We start from the raw sequence: 17,754 nt of genomic DNA on the forward strand, positions 1-17,754 counted from the left end.
ATTATGTAGTCCGCGTTTCCTCCCGTACGAACTGCGCAAACGGTGACACTCTCAGCTATCGGTCGAGGATGAGCAAAAGTTATCACCACGTGATCTGTCGTGATTCTTTCGTTACCGTCGTCTCCGGCGCCGCAGAAGCGGGCCGCGCCTCGAATCGCTGAACACCGGCAACCCTGTCCCACGATTCGAGTTCGACCCCGACACACCTGGGGACAGGGACCCGAGCGAATCTCTCGCCGGGCCGTGTGGGCGCAGGCAGGAATCGCATATGTCTCGCAACCGCAAGTTCAGCACCCGCGCATTCGGATTCGCCGCTGTCGCCAGCGCGCTCGTCGCCGTTCCGTTCGGTCTGTCGGCCACCGCCTCGGCCGAGGGCGGCCACGACTGGGACGCCGTCGCGCAGTGCGAGTCCAGCGGCAACTGGGGTGCCAACACCGGCAACGGCTTCTACGGCGGCCTGCAGTTCACCCAGAGCACCTGGAACGCCTACGGCGGCTCCGGCAACGCCGCCGACGCCAGCCGCTCCGAGCAGATCCGCGTCGCGGAGAACGTGCTCGCGGGCCAGGGCGCGGGCGCGTGGCCGGTCTGCGGCGCGTACCTGTAAGGACCGCCGCCCGGCCCGATGACGGGCCGACCACGGACGTGACGGGCCGCCCCGAACAGGGGCGGCCCGTAACCTATTCTCCGGCGGCCGAATTCAGGCGCTCACCGCCGAATTCGATGCCGCGAACCGGCTTTCCACCGGCTCGAGGCCGTAATGGCCGCGCAGCGTGTCGGCGGTGTACTCGGTCCGGAACAGGCCCCGCTCCTGGAGGATCGGCACCACGCGATCGACGAAATCCGTCAGCCCGCCCGGCAGATACGGCGGCATGATGTTGAACCCGTCGGCCGCACCCGCCTCGAACCAGGTCTGCAATTCATCGGCTACCTGTTCCGGCGTACCCGCGAACGTCCGATGTCCGCGTCCGCCACCGAGTTTGGCGATCAGCCCGCGAACCGTCAGGTTCTCCTGTTCGGCCAATTCCTTCACCAGCGTGAAGCGGCTCTTGCCGCCCTGGATCTCGTGTTCGGCGGGCAGCGGCGGCAGGGGCGCGTCGAGGGCGTGCTCGGTGAGATCCACCCCCAGCATCGACGACAGCTGGCGCAGCGCGTAGTCGGGGGAGATCAGCTCGGTGAACTCCCGCTCCAGCGCCCGCGCCTGCTCGGGCGTGTCGGCGATGAACGGCACCAGCCCCGGCAGCACCTTGAGCTCGTCGGCCGCGCGACCGTAGCCCGCCAGCCGCGCCTTCAGATCGCGATAGAACCGCTGTCCCTCGGCGAGCGTGCGCTGCGCGGTGAACACCGCCTCGGCGTAGCGCGCCGCGAACTCCTTGCCGCTCTCCGAGGATCCGGCCTGCACCAGCAGCGGCCGCCCCTGCGGGCTGCGCGGGGAGTTCAACGGCCCGCGCACCTTGAACCGCTCGCCGTGATGGTCGAGGGTGTGCACCTTGGCCGGATCGGCGAAGGTGCCCCGCTCGGTGTCGAGCACGATCGCCGAGGACTCCCAGGTGTCCCACAAGCCGAGCGCGACCTGCACGAACTCCGTGGCCCGCTCGTAGCGGCGCGCGTGTTCGGGGATGGCGTCGTAGCCGAAGTTGAACGCCTCGTCCTCGTTGCCCGAGGTGACGATGTTCCACCCGGCCCGCCCGCCGCTGATGTGATCGAGCGAGGCGAATTTGCGGGCGAGGTTGAACGGCTCGTTGTAGGTGGTCGACGCGGTCGCGATGAGCCCGACGTGCTCGGTGACCGCCGCGATCGCGCTGAGCAGCGTGACCGGTTCGAACACCGCGAGGGTGTTGCGTTCGATGCGCGGTCCCACCGCCAGGTTGTCGGCGAAGAACACCGAATCGAGCTTGCCGCGTTCGGCGATGCGGCCCAACTCCTGAAAGTGCCTGACGTCGAGCACATTCCGTTCATCGGTGCGGGGATGCCGCCACGCCGCCTCGTGATGCCCCACGCCCATCAGGAACGCGTTGAGGTGAAAGGTTCTGCGAGACATGGCTTTCCTTCTACTGCGCGCGCCAGCGCGACAGCCGTCGTTCGGCGGTGACGAGCACCCCGTTGAACACGAGCCCGACCAGCGAGATGGCGACGATGCCCGCGTACATGTCCGGGATGGCGAAGTTCTGCTGCGCGGCGGTGATCAGATAGCCCAAACCCGCACGCGCGCCGACCATTTCGGCGGCGATGAGCACCAGGATCGAGGCCGAGGCCGCCATCCGCAGGCCGGTGAAGATCGACGGCACCGCGGCGGGCAGCACCACCTTCTGGAACAGCCGCACCGGCGAGAATCCCAGGGAGGTGGCCGATTTGATCAGCAGCGGATCGACCGTGCGGACGCCGGTGATGGTGTTGAGCAGGATCGGAAAGAAGCTCGCGTACACCACCAGCGAGATCTTGGAGGTCTCGCCGATGCCCAGGATCAGGATGAACACCGGCAGCAGGGCCAGCGCCGCGGTATTGCGGAACAACTCCAGGATCGGGCTGAGGAATTCGGCGACCGGCCGGTACCAGGCGATGGCCACACCCACCGGCACCGCGGCCACCAGCGCGATCACGAAACCGACCAGCGAGCGGGTCAGGCTGGTGGAGACGTGCTCCCACATCTGGCCGTTGCGGATCAGCTCCACGCCCGCCTGGAACACGGTGGAGAACGGCGGCAGGAAGACCTCGTCGACCAGCCCGACCCGCGGCGCGATCTCCCACAGCGCCAGGAACAACGCGATCGCGACGGTGGGTTTGAACACGCGCCACGCGATCCAGCCGGCGCCCCGCAGCACCCGCAACGGCAGATCCGTTGCGGCGGGGGCGAATCGGACGCGGTCGGCGGCGACCTGCACTGCGCTAGCCATGGCTGGACCTCCTGTCGGTGGCGGCGAGGGCGGCCTGTTCGAGGGTCTGCGCCCGCTCGACCTCGTCGTGCAGCAGCGACCAGATGTGGTGGCGCAGTTCGCGGAACGGCTCGCTGGATCGGATGTCGGCGGCGGTGTGCCGGTCGAGGTCGATGTCCACCACGGCCTTGACCCGGCCCGGCCGCGAGGTGAGCACCGCGACCCGCTGCCCGAGATAGACGGCCTCGTCGATGCCGTGGGTGATGAACAGGATCGTCTTGCGGGTGGCCTCCCAGATGCGCAGCAGCTCGTCCTGCAACGACTCGCGGGTCTGGGCGTCGAGCGCGGCGAACGGCTCGTCCATCAGCAGCACCTCCGGATCGAAGGCGAGGCTGCGGGCGATGGCCACGCGCTGCTTCATCCCGCCGGACAGCTCGTGCGGATACCGGTCGCCGAATCCGCCCAGCCCGACCAGGTCGAGGTAGTCGTCGGCCAGCCGCCGCCGCTCCCGGCGCTTGACTCCCTTTGCCTCCAAACCGAATTCGATATTGCCGCGCGCGGTGCGCCACGGCAGCAGCGCGTACTGCTGGAAGACGATCCCGCGGTCCAGGCCGGGTCCGGTGATGGGGGCGCCGTCGAGCAGCAGCTGTCCGCCGCTCGGCCGTTCGAGGCCGCCCAGCAGATCCAGCAGCGTGGACTTGCCCGAACCGCTGGGGCCGACCAGGACCAGGAACTCGCCGTCGCGCACGTCGACGGTGACGTCCTCGAGGGCGGTGAACGACTCGCGTTCCCCGCGCACCCGGAACTCCTTGCGCACGCCCGACAGGGACAGTTTCACCGGTGTGCTCATTTGTTCACCGCCTCGCCGTTGGGCCCGCTCGTCGCGGGATAGGTACCGTTCGCGTACGGGTTGTCCTTGTTGGTGAAGACGTCCTTGGCGACGACCTTGCCCGCGGGCAGTTCGCCGTTGCGGACCAGCCAGTCGATCCAGATCTGCAATTCGCGCTCCTCGATCGCGGCGCCGGGGACCGGAATGCCCGAACTGCGGTAGTAGGCGAGCAGATTCGTGTTCTCGTTGCGGCCGCGCTTGGCGATGATGTCGGCGAACCGGGCCACCACCTGATCGCGCGGGGTCACCTGCAACCATCGGGTGGCGCGGGCCGTGCCCTGCACGAAGTCGGCCACCGCGTCGCCGTGCTGCTTGATGTAGTCGTTGCGGAAAACGTATGTGCCGTAATCGAATTGGCCGAACAGGTCCTTGTCGGTGTACAGCGGATGCAGGCCGCCGCGGGCGAGCGCGGTGTCGCGGAACACCCCGCCCAGGGCCGCCACATCGATCTGCGCGTTGCGCAACGCGTCCTCGGTGCTGGCCGGGGGCAGCACGACCAGCTGCACCTGCTTGATCTCCGCGTCGGACAGGCCCTGCCGGTGCAGCCACTCGCGGGTCACGAATTCGTGGTGTGCGCCCAGGGTGTTGACGCCGACCTTCTTGCCGATCAGGTCGCGCGCTGACTTGATGGGCGCGTCGTCGCGGACGTAGTACCCGGTGAACGACTGCTCGTCGGCGCCGTAGGAGCTGAGCACCGAGGTCACGGGCGCGCCCCCGGCGATCAGTTTGATCACGGCCCCGTTGAACGCGCTGCCGAATTCGATCTGTTTGGTCGCCGCGGCCTGGATATTGGCCGGGCCGCTGGTGGTGTCGCCCTCCCAATGGAGTTGGACCTTGGTGAAATAGCCGAGATCCGCGGCCAATTCGACGGGCGTGACCTGACCGGTCTGGCCCTGGTAACGCAGCACGGTCTTACCGTCCGCGGTGGTGCCCGGCTGGGAGGAGCCGCACGCGGCCACGAGCGTCGCGGCGAGGGGTACGGCGAGAGCGACGGCGACGCGGGGCAGCCGCCGTCGGAGATACGACAACATTCTGGTGGAACTTTCGCTGATGACACGGAAGAGGGGCGCGGCGGCCGGTCGCCGGACCGGCGGTCAGGCGCGACAGATGCCGTGCGGGACGCGCATGAGGTCGACCGTGCGGCGGCGCGTCAACGGGCGGGGACTGATCATGTCGGGGCCTTGCGTCGGTGGAGCGGGCGGTGACCAATGTTCCCCGGGGCGCGAGCCTTTCCCCAGGGTGCGAATCAGCGTGATCCGAATACCGCCCCGACCGGGCCGATTGACCGATATGTCGGCGAACTCGTATGGTGATGAGGCGATGAGCAGAGGAATCCGGTGAGAATCCGGAGCGGTCGCGCCACTGTGATCACCCCGCGGGGTGTGAGTCAGACCCTCGCATCGCACTGTTCTGTAGCCGACGGGGACGCGAAATCCCCCCGCAGATAGGAGTTCTCGTGGCCACGTCCTACGCTCCGCGCTCCGGCGCCCGCGCCGTCTCGCTGTCGATTCCGAGCACCGCGCTGTGGCTGGTCGGCACGACCGTGCTGGCGCTGCTGGCCCTGTATTTCATCGGTATCGATCAGGGTGCGGTGTCGGTGTTCGGCAGCGATATGCACGTCCACGAGTTCGTGCACGACGGGCGGCACTTCCTCGGCTTCCCCTGCCACTGAGCACGGAAATCCCACGCGCACAATGGAAAAGCGAATCATCGGGCTCGGCGTGCTGTTCGGCGCGCTGGGCGGACTGCTGGCGTTCCTGTTCGCCCGCGTACTGGCCGAACCGATCATCGATCGGGCCATCGACTACGAGGAGGCCCGCGGGCACGCCGAGGCCGAACTCGACCGCGCCGCCGGGCATTCGGTGCCGCACGTGCACGACGCGGAGCTGTTCACCCGGTCCGTGCAGGCCAATACGGGTCTGGGGTTCGGCGTGATCGTGTTCGGCGCGGCCATGGGCGCGTTGTTCGCGGTCGTGTACGCGCTCGCGGTGGGGCGGGTCGGCAGGCTCGCGCCGCGGCCGCTGGCGCTGCTGGTGGCCGGGGGGATGTTCCTGGTCGTGTACGCGGTGCCGTTCCTGAAGTATCCGGCCAACCCGCCCTCGGTCGGCAACGCGGACACCATCGAGGAGCGCACCGGGCTGTATCTCGGGACGGTCGTCCTCACGGCCGTGCTGCTGTTCGCCGCGATCTGGCTGGGGCGCAAGCTGTCCGCCCGCTTGGGCGCGTGGTCCGCGACCGTCGCCGCGGGCGCGGCCTTCGTCGTCGTGACCGGCATCGCGCTGGCCCTGCTGCCCGCCCTCGGCGACCTGTCGGCCAACGCCGCCACCGGCACCGAGACCCCCCAGCCCCTCACCGACCCCACGGGCCGCATCGTCTTCCCCGGCTTCCCCGCCGACGACCTCTACCACTTCCGCCTGTATTCCCTTGCCGCACAAGCGATCCTGTGGACGATCATCGGCGTCGGCGTAGCCTCGGCGACCACCCGCCTGTTCGGCCGCGAGGCCGCCCGCGGCGACACCACCCCCGCCCCCCTCGTATGACCGACACCACCCGCCTCACCCTGATCACCCACGCCCTCACCCCCGCCGTCCGAGCCGCCCGCTTCCCCCGAGACGAACCCCTCGACCCCCACGGCGAGCGCACGCTCACCACCGTCCGCCCCATCCCTGCCGACCTCATCCTCACCGCTCCAGAACTCCGCACCCGCCAGACGGCCGCGGCCTTCGCCCTCGGCCGCGCGCCCGCCGATTGCGGGCCTACCGCGATCACGGGTCCCGCCCCCGCTGATCGCGCGCCCGCCGGTTCGAATCAGGGCCTCGCGAATTCCGGGCTCGCTGATTCGGCGTCCGGCGCACTCGTCGATCCCGCCCTCGCTGACCTGAACCACGGGGACTGGGCCGGAAAGACGATGGATGAGCTTCCGCCCGACGCGCTCATGGCCTGGCTCACCGATCCGACCTTCGAACCGCCTGGCGGCGAATCCATTACGGCCCTCCTCGACCGCGTGGCCGCGTGGCTCGTGACCCGCGCCGCGACCCCGCAACGCGTCATCTCGGTCACGCACCCCGCCGTCGTCCGCGCCGTCGTCCTCCGCACCCTCGACGCCCCACCGAAATCCTTCTGGCGCATCGACATTCCGCCCGCCACCGCGACCACTCTCCACGCCCGAGCCGCGACCTGGACCCTGCGCAGCACCGCCGTCCCCCTGTGAGAGCCCGCCGTACGGTACGGTGAGCCGGGGTGCGTCGGGATCCGTGGCCTTCGTGTCGCGTCGTCTCTCTCCCGATGTCGAATGATGGTCGTGCCGTCCGGTGACACCGAAGTGATTCATGTTTCCGTCTCGTCGTGGGAGTACGGGTGTTGTGGGGAGGTTCCGCGTGTCGGCGGGGTGCTGCGGGCGCGGGTGAGCGCGTTCCCGGCGGAGGAGGGGGAGACGTTCGCCGCGCCGCCGGTGCTCGAGTGGGATCGGGAGCTGGAGGTGGTGCGGTTCGGGGTGGTGTCGGCGCGGTGGACGGGTGAATTCGGTGATCCCGAGGGACGAGCGGTGCGATTGGTCGCGTCGTGGCACGACGAGGGGCCGGTGGCTCCGGATGTCGTCGCCGATATCGTCGAGGTGTATCGGGAGTCGGTGCTGTATCGGCTTTCCGACGGCGCCTGGCGTCCGATCGGTGGGACGGCGGAGCACACGAGAGTGCCTGTGATGGAACGCTTCTCGGAATCGGGTGCCTTCGACCAGCCGGGCGACGGGCCGGTACGGCAGGTGTGCGGTGTCGTCCTGGGCCTGCGGGTGCGGTCGTGTGCGGAGGCGTCGGCCGCGGTCGTCGCCGAGTATCGCGACCGGCGGGAGCGGGACGCTCGAACCGTGCATCTCACCGGTCCCGCCCCGACCTTCGGGCCCCTGATTCCCGGGCGCGGCGAGCGGCTCACCATCGATCTGTCGGATCCTCGAATCAGCTTGTCCGGCAGGGCGATCCCCCGGCCCGGGGTGGTGAGCGGCGAGGTCGGTCAGGTCAGCGTCGTGTCCGACAGCGGGCGCAGCTGGACCACCCTGGGCGACATCGCCCCCGGCACCCCGGCCGACACGGTCGACGCACCACTGTTCGTCGCCCTCATCCTCGAACCCGATGACCTGCACCACCCCCTCTGACCGGATCCCAAGGTGAACCACCCCAGCCGCACCCTTTGTTCGCCGTCGCACCCTTTGCAGGGTGTGCGGATTCCGATAAGGGGTGCGGCTGGGTTGCCGTACCTGGGGGTTGTCAGGAGGCCAGGGGGTCGGCGGGTTCGGGGGAGTCGGGGTCCAGGAGGGGTTCGGGGAGGAGGGGGTCGGCGAATTCCGGTGCGGCCCAGCGGGCGTCGATGATGAGGCCCAGGATGCCTAGGGTGATGCAGATGCCGGAGAGGGCGAGGAGGGCGGGGTTGGTGCGGCCGGTGAGGGCGTCGCCGAGGACGACTATGCCGATGGTGCCGGGGATGACACCGATGAGGGTGGCCAGGGCGTAGGGGAGCAGGCGGACCGAGGACAGGCCCGCGCAGTAGTTGATGACCGAGAAGGGGACGGGGGCGATCAGGCGCAGCGAGCCGACCGCGAGCCAGCCGCGCTTCTCCAAGCGGCGGTTCACCGCGCGCACCGCGGGATGGGTGAGCCGGGCCGCGATCTGTTCGCGATCCAGCGCGCGGACCAGCAGCAGCGCCAGCAGCGCGCTGACCGTCGTCGCGGCGACCGCGAGACCGATGCCGAGCACCGGGCCGAACAACAGCCCCGCGCTGAGCGTGAACACGGTTCGCGGGAACGGCGCGACCGTCACGATCGTGTGCACGAGGAAGAACACCACCGGGAACAGCGGCCCCACCGACTGCGCCCAGTCGCGGATCTGCTGCGGGGTGGGATGGGGTGCCAGCGCCGCCACCACGATCAAGATCACTGCGAGCGCGAGCAACCCCAGCACGCGCGGATCGCGGAATCTCCTCAGCACGGCCCCGAGGCTACCGGGACCGGCCCGCGAGCAGGGAACGGCGTTCGGAACATCCATCGAACTCCCCGCGAAACACCCACCCTGCCACCCGAACCGCCGCTGTGGTGTGCGTAACATCGAGGGACGAGAGCGAATGAACGTTCACTTAGAGCGGGTCCGACCTGCTCGAACACCTCCGTCGCCCCGCTGTGAACGACTCGCACAGCGGACTGCGAAGTCGCTGCGAAGGGTTGGGGGTGGGCGCGGGTATCCGGTAGAGCTGGAATATCGGACACAGGAGAAGAGGTAACAGCAGCGATGCCGAACGATTCGGATCCGGGCGCGGACTCCGTTCCCGGGTACGCCGCGTGGCGCCAGAGCGTGGCCGGGGTGCTGGCCAAGTCTCGCAAGGTGGAACCGGCCGAACTCGGTGACGAGCCGGAGCGGCTGCTCGCGGCCACGACCTACGACGGCCTGACCGTCGCCCCGCTCTACACCCGCCGCGACGAACTCCCCGAACAGCCGTTGCCCGGCGAGTTTCCGTTCGTGCGAGGCACCGACGCCACCCGCGACGTGCACCGCGGCTGGCACGTGAGCGCCCGCTTCGGCGGCCGCGACGCCGCCGAGACCAACCGCGAGATCCTCGCCGCCCTGGAGAACGGCGTGAGCGCGGTATGGCTCACCGCCGGACCGCACGGCGTCCCCGTGGCCGACCTCCCCGCCGCGCTGCGCGGACTGCTGTTCGAACTGGCCCCGCTGACCGTGGAGGCCGGAACCGAGACCGCGGCCGCCGCCGAGCGGGTGTTCGCGGCCCTCGACGGCTACGACGCCGCCGCCCGCCGCGCCGACATCCACGTCGTGCTCGGCGCGGCCCCCCTGACCAACCGCTTCGCGCACGTCGACGACATCGACCTCGACGCCACCGTCGAGCTCGCCCGCACCGCCGCGCGGCGCGCGGAAACCGTTCGCGCCGTGGTGGTTTCGGGCGACGTGTTCCACAACGCCGGAGCCTCGGACGCGCAGGAACTGGGCGCGTCGATCGCCGCGGGCCTCGAGTACCTGCGGGCGCTGACCGCCGCCGGAGTGGACGCGCCGACCGCGTTGCGGCAGTTGGCCTTCCGCTTCGCCGCCACCGACGACCAGTTCGCCACCATCGCGAAATTCCGTGCGGCCCGGCGCTTGTGGGCCCGCGTCGCGCACGAGCTGGGCGCGCCCTCGCTGGGCAACGCGCCGCAGCACGCGGTCACCTCGGCGGCCATGATCAGCCAGCGCGACCCGTGGGTGAACATGCTGCGCACCACCCTCGCCGCCTTCGGCGCGGGCGTCGGCGGGGCGGATCAGGTGACGGTGCTGCCGTTCGACGCGGCGCTGCCGCCCGGCGAACTCGGTGTCTCCCAAGCCTTCTCGGAGCGCATGGCGCGCAACACCCAGCTGCTGCTGCTCGAGGAGTCGCATCTGGGCTTCGTGCAGGACCCGGCCGCGGGCTCCTGGTACGTCGAGAGCCACACCGACGCGCTGGCCGCCGCGGGCTGGGCGTTCATGCAGGACCTCGAGCGCGCGGGCGGATATCTCGCCGCGCTGGAATCGGGTCTGCTCGCCGAGCGCGTCGCCGCCACCAAGGCGCGGCGCGATTCCGATGTGGCGCACCGCAAGACAGCGGTCACCGGTGTCAACGAATTCCCCAATCTGGCCGAGAAGCCGTTGTCCGCGGCCGCCCGCACCCCGGGCGACGTGGCCCGCTACGGGGCGGCCTTCGAAGCGCTGCGGGACCGTAGCGATGTGTACCTCGAGCAGCACGGCGCCCGGCCCGAGGCGTTGCTGGTGCCGCTCGGCCCGATCGCCGAACACAATGTGCGGGTCACCTTCGCGGCCAACCTGCTCGCCTCCGGCGGCATCCACACCACCAACCCGGGCGCGGCCACCGTCGAGGCCATCGCCGCGACCGCCCGCGAGAGCGGGGTGCGCATGGCGGTGCTGTGCGGCACCGACGCCCGCTACGCCGCGGAAGCCGGTGCGGCCGTGGAACTTCTGCGTGCCGCCGGGGTCACCACGGTGCTGCTGGCCGGTCCGGAGAAGGCGGTCGCCGAACTCACCGGCACGCAACGCCCGGACGGATTCCTCACCCTGCGCATGGACGCGGTCGCGGCCCTGTCCGATCTGCTCGAGAAACTGGGAGCATAGATGACGACACGCGAATTCCGGCATGTCATCGGCAGTTTCGCCGAGGTGCCGCTGGACCGTCCCCGGCCCGCGGACGTCGACGCCGACCGGGTCGAGGCGCACCTGCGCGCCGCCGCCGAGGCGAATCACTACGCCCCCGAGGAACTGCTGTGGTCCACGCCCGAGGGCATCGACGTGCGGCCGGTGTTCACCAAGGCCGACCGCGACGCCGTGGCGGCCGAGGGCTATCCGCTCGACAGCCTGCCCGGTCTCGCGCCGTTCGTGCGCGGACCGTACCCGACCATGTACGTGAACCAGCCGTGGACGATCCGCCAGTACGCGGGCTTCTCCACCGCCGCGGACTCCAACGCCTTCTACCGCCGCAACCTCGCCGCGGGCCAGAAGGGCCTGTCGGTGGCGTTCGACCTGGCCACCCACCGCGGCTACGACTCCGATCACCCGCGCGTCACCGGTGACGTCGGCATGGCCGGGGTGGCCATCGACTCCATCCTCGACATGCGGGAGCTGTTCGATCAGATTCCGCTGGACCAGGTTTCGGTGTCGATGACCATGAACGGCGCGGTGCTGCCGATCCTGGCGCTGTACGTGGTCGCCGCCGAGGAGCAGGGCGTCAAGCCCGAGCAGCTGGCCGGAACGATTCAGAACGACATTCTGAAGGAGTTCATGGTCCGCAACACCTACATCTACCCGCCCAAGCCCTCGATGCGGATCATCTCCGACATCTTCGCCTACACCTCCGCGAAGATGCCGAAGTTCAACTCGATCTCCATCTCCGGCTACCACATCCAGGAGGCGGGCGCGACCGCCGATCTGGAACTGGCCTACACCCTCGCCGACGGCGTGGAGTACATCAAGGCGGGCCTGGACGCGGGCATGGAGGTGGACCGGTTCGCGCCCCGGCTGTCGTTCTTCTGGGCGATCGGGATGAACTTCTTCATGGAGGTCGCCAAGCTGCGCGCCGGGCGGCTGCTGTGGAGCGAGCTGGTCGCGAAGTTCGATCCCAAGAGCCCGAAATCCCTTGCGCTGCGGACGCATTCGCAGACCTCGGGCTGGTCGCTGACCGCGCAGGACGTGTTCAACAATGTCGCGCGCACCTGCGTGGAGGCCATGGCCGCCACCCAGGGCCACACCCAGTCGCTGCACACCAACGCCCTCGACGAGGCGCTGGCGCTGCCCACCGACTTCTCCGCCCGCATCGCGCGCAACACCCAGCTGCTGATCCAGCAGGAGTCGGCCACCACCCGCCCCGCCGATCCGTGGGGCGGCAGCTACTACGTGGAGTGGCTCACCCATCAACTGGCCCAGCGCGCCCGCGCGCACATCGCCGAGGTGGAGGCGCACGGCGGGATGGCGCAGGCGATCTCCGAGGGCATTCCGAAACTGCGCATCGAGGAGGCCGCGGCCCGTACCCAGGCCCGTATCGACACCGGACAGCAGCCGGTGATCGGGGTCAACAAGTACCAGGTCGACGAGGATCAGCAGATCGAGGTCCTCAAGGTCGAGAACTCGCGGGTGCGCGCCGAGCAGGCCGAGAAGCTGCGCCGGTTGCGCGCCGAGCGGGACCCGGCCGAGGTCGAACGCGCGCTGGCCGAATTGACCAGGGCCGCCGCGTCTTCCGGGGGCGGCATGGCCGACAACCTGCTGGCGCTGGCCATCGACGCCGCGCGCGCCAAGGCGACCGTCGGGGAGATCTCCGACGCGCTGGAGAAGGTGTACGGGCGGCATCAGGCCGAGATCCGCACGCTGTCCGGTGTCTACCGCGAGGAGGCCGGGAAGGTGACCAACATCAGCCGGGCGATCGATCTGGTCGAGGAGTTCGCCGAGGCCGAGGGGCGGCGGCCCCGCATCCTGATCGCCAAGATGGGCCAGGACGGCCACGACCGCGGCCAGAAGGTGATCGCCACCGCCTTCGCCGACCTCGGCTTCGACGTCGACGTGGGCCCGCTGTTCCAGACCCCGGAGGAGGTGGCGCAGCAGGCCGCCGACAACGATGTGCACGTCGTGGGCGTGTCGTCGCTGGCGGCGGGCCACCTCACGCTGGTGCCCGCGCTGCGGCAGGCACTGGCCGAGGTCGGACGGCCCGACATCATGGTCATCGTCGGCGGCGTCATCCCGCCCGGCGACTTCGAGGAGTTGCGCGCGGCGGGTGCGGCGGCCATCTTCCCGCCGGGCACCGTCATCGCCGACGCGGCGCTGGACCTGTTGCGCAAGCTCGGCGCCGAACTCGGTCACGACCTCGGCGCCGCGCACGACGCCGAATGAGCGGGGGCGCGGCGAATCGCCGGGCAGTGGACGTCGACGATCTGGCCGAGCGGGTCCGCAAGGGGGAGCGGGCCGCGCTCGCGCGGGCCATCACGCTGGTGGAGTCGACGCGGGCCGATCATCGCGAGGCGGCGCAGCGGCTGCTGCTGGCGGTGACGCCGGACTCCGAGGCGGTCGACTCGAATCGGGTGGGCATCACCGGCGTTCCGGGCGTGGGCAAGTCGACGTTCATCGACGCGCTCGGCATGTATCTGATCGGGCAGGGTCATCGGGTGGCGGTTCTGGCGGTGGACCCGTCCTCCACCCGTACCGGCGGCTCGATCCTCGGCGACAAGACCCGCATGGCCCGGCTGTCGGTGGAACGCGACGCCTACATCCGGCCCTCGCCCACCGCGGGCACGCTCGGCGGCGTCGCCAAGGCCACCCGGGAGACGATCGTGCTGCTCGAGGCCGCCGGATACGACGTCATCCTGGTGGAGACCGTCGGCGTCGGCCAATCGGAGGTGACCGTTGCCAACATGGTCGACGTGTTCTGCTTCCTCACCCTGGCCCGCACCGGCGACCAGTTGCAGGGCATCAAGAAGGGCGTGCTGGAGCTGGCGGATCTGGTCGCGGTCAACAAGGCCGACGGCCGCCACGAGGTCGAGGCCCGCTCGGCCGCCCGCGAACTCCAGGGCGCGATGCGGCTCATCCATCCGCGCGAATCCCTCTGGCGCCCACCGGTTCTCACCATGAGCGGCCTGAACGGCACCGGCCTGGACACGTTCTGGGACACCGTCCTCGAACACCGCCGAGTCCTCACCGAGGCAGGCGAATTCGCCGAGAAACGCCGCCGCCAGCAGGTCGACTGGACCTGGACGATGGTGCACGACCAGCTGCTGCGCCGCCTCGCCGAGAACACCCGCGTCAAATCCCTGCGCGCGGACGTGGAGTCGCGGGTGCGCGACGGTTCGCTCACCCCGGCGCTGGCCGCCGAGGAGATCCTGCGCGCGTTCGACGAACGCTGACGACCGCCGCGGCGGCGCACCACATACGCTGCACCCATGGTCGACGATGAGGTGACGCCCGAGGCGCTGGGTCCGGTGCCGTGGGGATCGCGGTTGCTGGGCCCCGCGGACGAGGGGTCGTTGCGGCGGCGAATCCGGGTGCAGGCGTTGCTGACCGCGCCGTTGATCCTGGGCAATGTGGTGGGGATCGCGGTGGCGATCGTGTTGATCGCGTTCGTGCTGCCGGGGCCGTCGGTGCTCACCTGGAAACTGGCGTTGCTGAATTTCGTGGCCGCGCCGGTGTACATCGCGCTGGCGTTGGTGGCGGGGCTGGTGTGGGGCACGACGTGGGGGTTGCGCACGCTGCGGTGGGCGATCGATCCCGATCATGTGCCCACCGAGCGGGAGCAGATCGCGGCGACGGCGGTGCCGCGGCGGCTGGTGGTGCAGCAGGCGGTGCTGTGGCTGGGCGGGATGGCGCTGCTGACGCCGCTGTACGCGAGCATCGATCCGGCGTTCGTGCCGAAGTTCGTGCTGGGCGGGGCGTTCAGCGCGATCGTGGTGTGCGCCAACAGTTATCTGATCGCGGAGTTCGCGCTGCGGGTGGTGACCGCGCGGGTGCTCGACGCCGCGCCCTCCCGGCGGCGGCGCGGCATCGGCGTGTTCGGGCGGTCGGCGCTGATGTGGGTGGTGGGGTCGGCAACCCCGATCGCGCTGCTGATGGTGGTGGCGGTGCTGGCCCTGTCCGGGATGGATGTCAGCACGGCGCGGCTGGCGGTGTGCGTGCTGTCGCTGGGCGGGGCCACGCTGGTGTTCGGGTCGCTGCTGATGGCGCAGGCGCTCTCGGCCACGGTCGCCCCGATCCGCGGGGTGCGCGGCGCGTTGCGGCGGGTCGAGGACGGCGCGCTGGACGTGGCGGTCCCGGTGTACGACGGCACCGAATTGGGTGAGCTGCAAAGCGGTTTCAACCGGATGGTGGCGGGTCTGCGCGAGCGCGAACAGCTGCGTGACCTGTTCGGCCGCCACGTCGGCCGGGATGTGGCGGCCGCGGCCCTGGCTCGCAATCCGGGCCTGGGCGGTGAGGAACTCGAGGCCGCGGCGCTGTTCATCGACATCATCGGCTCGACCACCATGGCCGCCACCCGGCCGGCCCCCGAGATCGTGGCGATCCTCAATCGCTTCTTCGCCATCGTCGTCGACGAGGTCGAACGGCACGGCGGCCTGGTCAACAAGTTCGAGGGCGACGCGGCCCTGGCCGTGTTCGGCGCACCCGCCCCCATCGCCGATCCCGCCGCCGCGGCGCTGGCCGCCGCCCGCGCCATCCGCGAACGCGTCCGCGCCACAACGGAATTCGACGCGGGCATCGGCGTCGCGGCGGGGCGCGTGGTCGCGGGCAATGTCGGCGCGCACCGCCGCTACGAGTTCACCGTCATCGGCGACGCCGTCAACGAGGCCGCCCGCCTCTGCGAACTCGCCAAACAGGATTCGGCGCGCCTGCTCGCCTCGGCCGGCACGGTCGCGGCCGCGAATCCGGAGGAGGGCGAGCTCTGGACGGTGGGGGAGGCGGTGACGCTGCGCGGCCGGGTGGAGCCCACGCGCCTGGCGCGACCGTGAGCGCGGAGACCTCGTTCACCCCAGGCCGAACAACCGAACGGCATTGTCGTGACAGACCTTTCGCAACCACTCGGGGCCGAGCTCGAGGCGTTCGAGGGCGTGCAGGGCGTGCGGGTACGGGTAGGGGATGTTGGGGAAGTCGCTGCCGAACAGGACGCGGTCGCCCAGGGCGGCGAGGCGGGGGAAGGCCGAGCGGGGGAAGGGGGCGTCGGATTCGAAGAAGTCCGTGAAGTTCATCGTGGTGTCGAGGTGGACACCATCGTATTCGTCTGCCAGAGCGAGGAATTCGGTGTATTCGGGCGCGCCCAGATGCGCGACGATCGGGCGCAGGCGCGGGAAGCGGCGCAGGACCTCGCGCAGAGGTTCCGGCCCGGTGTGACGGCCGGGTACGGGGCCGGAGCCGCAGTGGATCACGGCCGGAATCCCGTTGTCGGACAACATGTCCCAGACCGGGTCGAGCCGCGGATCGGCCGGATCGAAGCCGCCGACCTGGACGTGCACCTTGAACACCCGCGCCCCGGCCTCGATCGCGCCCGCCACGTACTTCTCCACCTCCGGCTCCGGAAAGAACGTCGCGGTGTGCAGGCAGTCCGGCGTGCGCCCCGCGAACTCCGCCGCCCACCCGTTCAGCCACGCCGCCATCCCCGGCTTGTGCGGATACAGCAGCCCCGTGAACGCGCGAACCCCGAACGCGCGCAACGTATCCAGCCGCACCCGCTCCTCGTCCCGATAGACGATCGGCCACGGTCGCCGAGTGAGCGGCCCCGCCGAATCGAAGTACGCCCACACCTTGCGCAGCACCCGCTCCGGCATGAAATGCGTGTGCACATCGACCAGCCCCGGCAACCCGACCCGTTCCCGGAACGCGGCCACCTCTTCGGCCTCGGCGTTCCGTGTATCCGGCGCGCTCATCGCGCCACCGCCTCGGCCTTGGCCTTCCGCGCGTGCGGCGCTCATCGCGCCTCCCCCTCGTACACGGCCCGCGCGTAGTCGCCCACGCGGTCGACGAGCCGGTCGAAGAAGTAGGCCGGGTCGGTCGCGATCACGATGTCCGCGTTGGGTTCTCGGCCCCACATGCCCGCCCAGTCGGCGACCGTTGTGCCGCGGGTGATGGTGCCGGTGAGTTCCACGTCCACCGTGGCGGGCCGGGTGGTGGCGAGGGCCGGGTCGAGCGCGACCGCCGCCGCGAACGGGTCGTGCATGTGCGCCAGATAGCCCTGATCCCAGGTTCGGTGGAACTCGAAGTAGAACCGGACCGCGTCGGTCACGAACCGGACGATCGGATTGCTGGCCCGTGATCGGACACCCGGCGGGTCGTCCGCCGAAACCTCCAGTGCCGGAACGCTGTTCGCCCGCTCGGCCAGCCGGACCAGATGCTCGGGCCGCATCTCGATCGTCTCGGTGACGTCCAGTCCGCACACCAGCGGCCGCCGATCCGGCGGGGCCGCGGCGAAGGCGTCGGCGACCTCCTTCCACGCCTCCGGGTCGACGTGCACGTTCCACTCGGTGGTGGGGGTGGTGTTGCCCGGATGGTTGAACGCCCCGCCCATGACCACCAGCCGTCGAAGCAGCCGCGGCAACCGCGGTTCGAGGCGAAGCGCCAGCGCGAGATTCGTCAGTGGCCCGGTGCACAGCCCCACGATCTCGCCCGGATGCGCGCGCGCCGACTCCACCCACAACTCCGCCGCCGAACGCTCCGACAGCGCCCGCGCCGACGGCGGCAGTTCGGCGTAGCCGACCCCCTGCGGCCCGTGGGTGTCCTCGGTGGTTCGCAACGGAATCGCCAGCGGCGCGGCCGAACCCAGCGCCACCTCGATCTCCGGCGCCCGGCACAGATCCAGCAGCGCCAGATTGTTCGCGGCGACCCGCGCGGCCGGGACGTTGCCCGCGGTGGCGGCGATCCCCACGATCTCCGCCTCCGGACTGGCCAACAGATAGAGCAGGGCCAGCGCGTCGTCGATCCCGGTATCGACATCGGTCATGATCTTCTGCCGCAC

Annotated in this window: 15 protein-coding genes, 1 pseudogene and 1 riboswitch; of the genes and pseudogenes, 9 read left to right on the forward strand and 7 right to left on the reverse strand. The window is 70.2% G+C overall.

What is annotated here, in order from left to right:
* Window positions 1-268 precede the first annotated feature (268 nt).
* Window positions 269-601: pseudogene (locus ACFYTQ_RS15925) on the forward strand (transglycosylase family protein); the annotation flags it as partial.
* Window positions 602-697: 96 nt separating this feature from the next.
* On the opposite strand, the gene ACFYTQ_RS15930 reads toward ACFYTQ_RS15925, so the two are convergent.
* Genes ACFYTQ_RS15930 through ACFYTQ_RS15945 form a run of 4 tightly spaced genes read right to left on the reverse strand, consistent with a single transcriptional unit; the run spans window position 698 to window position 4,790 of the window.
* Entirely contained in the window at window positions 698-2,038 is a 1,341-nt protein-coding gene (locus ACFYTQ_RS15930) for an LLM class flavin-dependent oxidoreductase (protein WP_387361180.1), read from the reverse strand.
* Window positions 2,039-2,048: 10 nt separating this feature from the next.
* On the reverse strand, window positions 2,049-2,891 hold the full coding sequence (locus ACFYTQ_RS15935; RefSeq protein WP_387361182.1) for an ABC transporter permease: 843 nt from the start codon (window positions 2,889-2,891) through the stop codon (window positions 2,049-2,051).
* Window positions 2,884-3,720: an ABC transporter ATP-binding protein gene (locus ACFYTQ_RS15940; RefSeq protein WP_387361184.1), complete on the reverse strand. Its 837-nt coding sequence runs from the start codon at window positions 3,718-3,720 to the stop codon at window positions 2,884-2,886. Before ACFYTQ_RS15940 ends, ACFYTQ_RS15935 begins: the two co-directional genes overlap by 8 nt.
* Entirely contained in the window at window positions 3,717-4,790 is a 1,074-nt protein-coding gene (locus ACFYTQ_RS15945; protein ID WP_387361186.1) for an ABC transporter substrate-binding protein, read from the reverse strand. The genes ACFYTQ_RS15940 and ACFYTQ_RS15945 overlap by 4 nt, the downstream gene beginning before the upstream one ends.
* Before the next feature lie 249 nt (window positions 4,791-5,039).
* Window positions 5,040-5,174, forward strand: a riboswitch (cobalamin riboswitch).
* A gap of 41 nt (window positions 5,175-5,215) precedes the next feature.
* Here ACFYTQ_RS15945 and ACFYTQ_RS15950 point away from each other — a divergent pair.
* The 4 genes from ACFYTQ_RS15950 (at window position 5,216) to ACFYTQ_RS15965 (ending at window position 7,906) form a co-directional block, all read left to right on the forward strand.
* Window positions 5,216-5,431, forward strand: a complete 216-nt coding sequence (locus tag ACFYTQ_RS15950; protein ID WP_387361188.1) for a CbtB-domain containing protein — start codon at window positions 5,216-5,218, stop codon at window positions 5,429-5,431.
* 22 nt (window positions 5,432-5,453) lie between these two features.
* The gene (locus ACFYTQ_RS15955) at window positions 5,454-6,299 is read left to right on the forward strand and encodes a CbtA family protein (RefSeq protein ID WP_387361190.1); all 846 of its coding nucleotides are present in this window, start codon (window positions 5,454-5,456) and stop codon (window positions 6,297-6,299) included.
* Window positions 6,296-6,970 (forward strand): histidine phosphatase family protein, encoded by a 675-nt coding sequence (locus ACFYTQ_RS15960; RefSeq protein ID WP_387361192.1) that lies wholly within the window; start codon window positions 6,296-6,298, stop codon window positions 6,968-6,970. Before ACFYTQ_RS15955 ends, ACFYTQ_RS15960 begins: the two co-directional genes overlap by 4 nt.
* Before the next feature lie 90 nt (window positions 6,971-7,060).
* On the forward strand, window positions 7,061-7,906 hold the full coding sequence (locus tag ACFYTQ_RS15965; protein WP_387361194.1) for a hypothetical protein: 846 nt from the start codon (window positions 7,061-7,063) through the stop codon (window positions 7,904-7,906).
* Window positions 7,907-8,018: 112 nt separating this feature from the next.
* Here the strand turns inward: ACFYTQ_RS15965 and ACFYTQ_RS15970 are convergent, their stop codons facing one another.
* A complete protein-coding gene (locus ACFYTQ_RS15970) occupies window positions 8,019-8,735 on the reverse strand; it encodes a TVP38/TMEM64 family protein (protein ID WP_387361196.1) in 717 nt (238 codons plus the stop codon).
* A 297-nt stretch (window positions 8,736-9,032) separates the two neighbouring features.
* On the opposite strand from ACFYTQ_RS15970, the gene ACFYTQ_RS15975 reads away from it, so the two are divergent.
* Genes ACFYTQ_RS15975 through ACFYTQ_RS15990 form a run of 4 tightly spaced genes read left to right on the forward strand, consistent with a single transcriptional unit; the run spans window position 9,033 to window position 15,757 of the window.
* Entirely contained in the window at window positions 9,033-10,895 is a 1,863-nt protein-coding gene (locus tag ACFYTQ_RS15975) for a methylmalonyl-CoA mutase family protein (protein WP_387361198.1), read from the forward strand.
* A complete protein-coding gene (gene scpA, locus ACFYTQ_RS15980; RefSeq protein ID WP_387361200.1) occupies window positions 10,896-13,157 on the forward strand; it encodes a methylmalonyl-CoA mutase in 2,262 nt (753 codons plus the stop codon).
* On the forward strand, window positions 13,154-14,164 hold the full coding sequence (gene meaB / locus ACFYTQ_RS15985) for a methylmalonyl Co-A mutase-associated GTPase MeaB (protein ID WP_387361202.1): 1,011 nt from the start codon (window positions 13,154-13,156) through the stop codon (window positions 14,162-14,164). The genes scpA and meaB overlap by 4 nt, the downstream gene beginning before the upstream one ends.
* A 36-nt stretch (window positions 14,165-14,200) precedes the next feature.
* Window positions 14,201-15,757: an adenylate/guanylate cyclase domain-containing protein gene (locus tag ACFYTQ_RS15990; protein WP_387361204.1), complete on the forward strand. Its 1,557-nt coding sequence runs from the start codon at window positions 14,201-14,203 to the stop codon at window positions 15,755-15,757.
* A gap of 15 nt (window positions 15,758-15,772) precedes the next feature.
* Here ACFYTQ_RS15990 and ACFYTQ_RS15995 read toward each other — a convergent pair whose 3' ends face one another.
* Both ACFYTQ_RS15995 and ACFYTQ_RS16000 read right to left on the reverse strand, forming a co-directional pair.
* Window positions 15,773-16,669, reverse strand: a complete 897-nt coding sequence (locus tag ACFYTQ_RS15995; RefSeq protein WP_387361332.1) for an amidohydrolase family protein — start codon at window positions 16,667-16,669, stop codon at window positions 15,773-15,775.
* Between the two features lie 41 nt (window positions 16,670-16,710).
* Entirely contained in the window at window positions 16,711-17,739 is a 1,029-nt protein-coding gene (locus tag ACFYTQ_RS16000) for a nucleoside hydrolase (protein ID WP_387361334.1), read from the reverse strand.
* Window positions 17,740-17,754: the final 15 nt, after the last annotated feature.

The sequence above is a fragment of the Nocardia sp. NPDC004068 genome (assembly GCF_042874315.1).
Lineage (GTDB): Bacteria > Actinomycetota > Actinomycetes > Mycobacteriales > Mycobacteriaceae > Nocardia.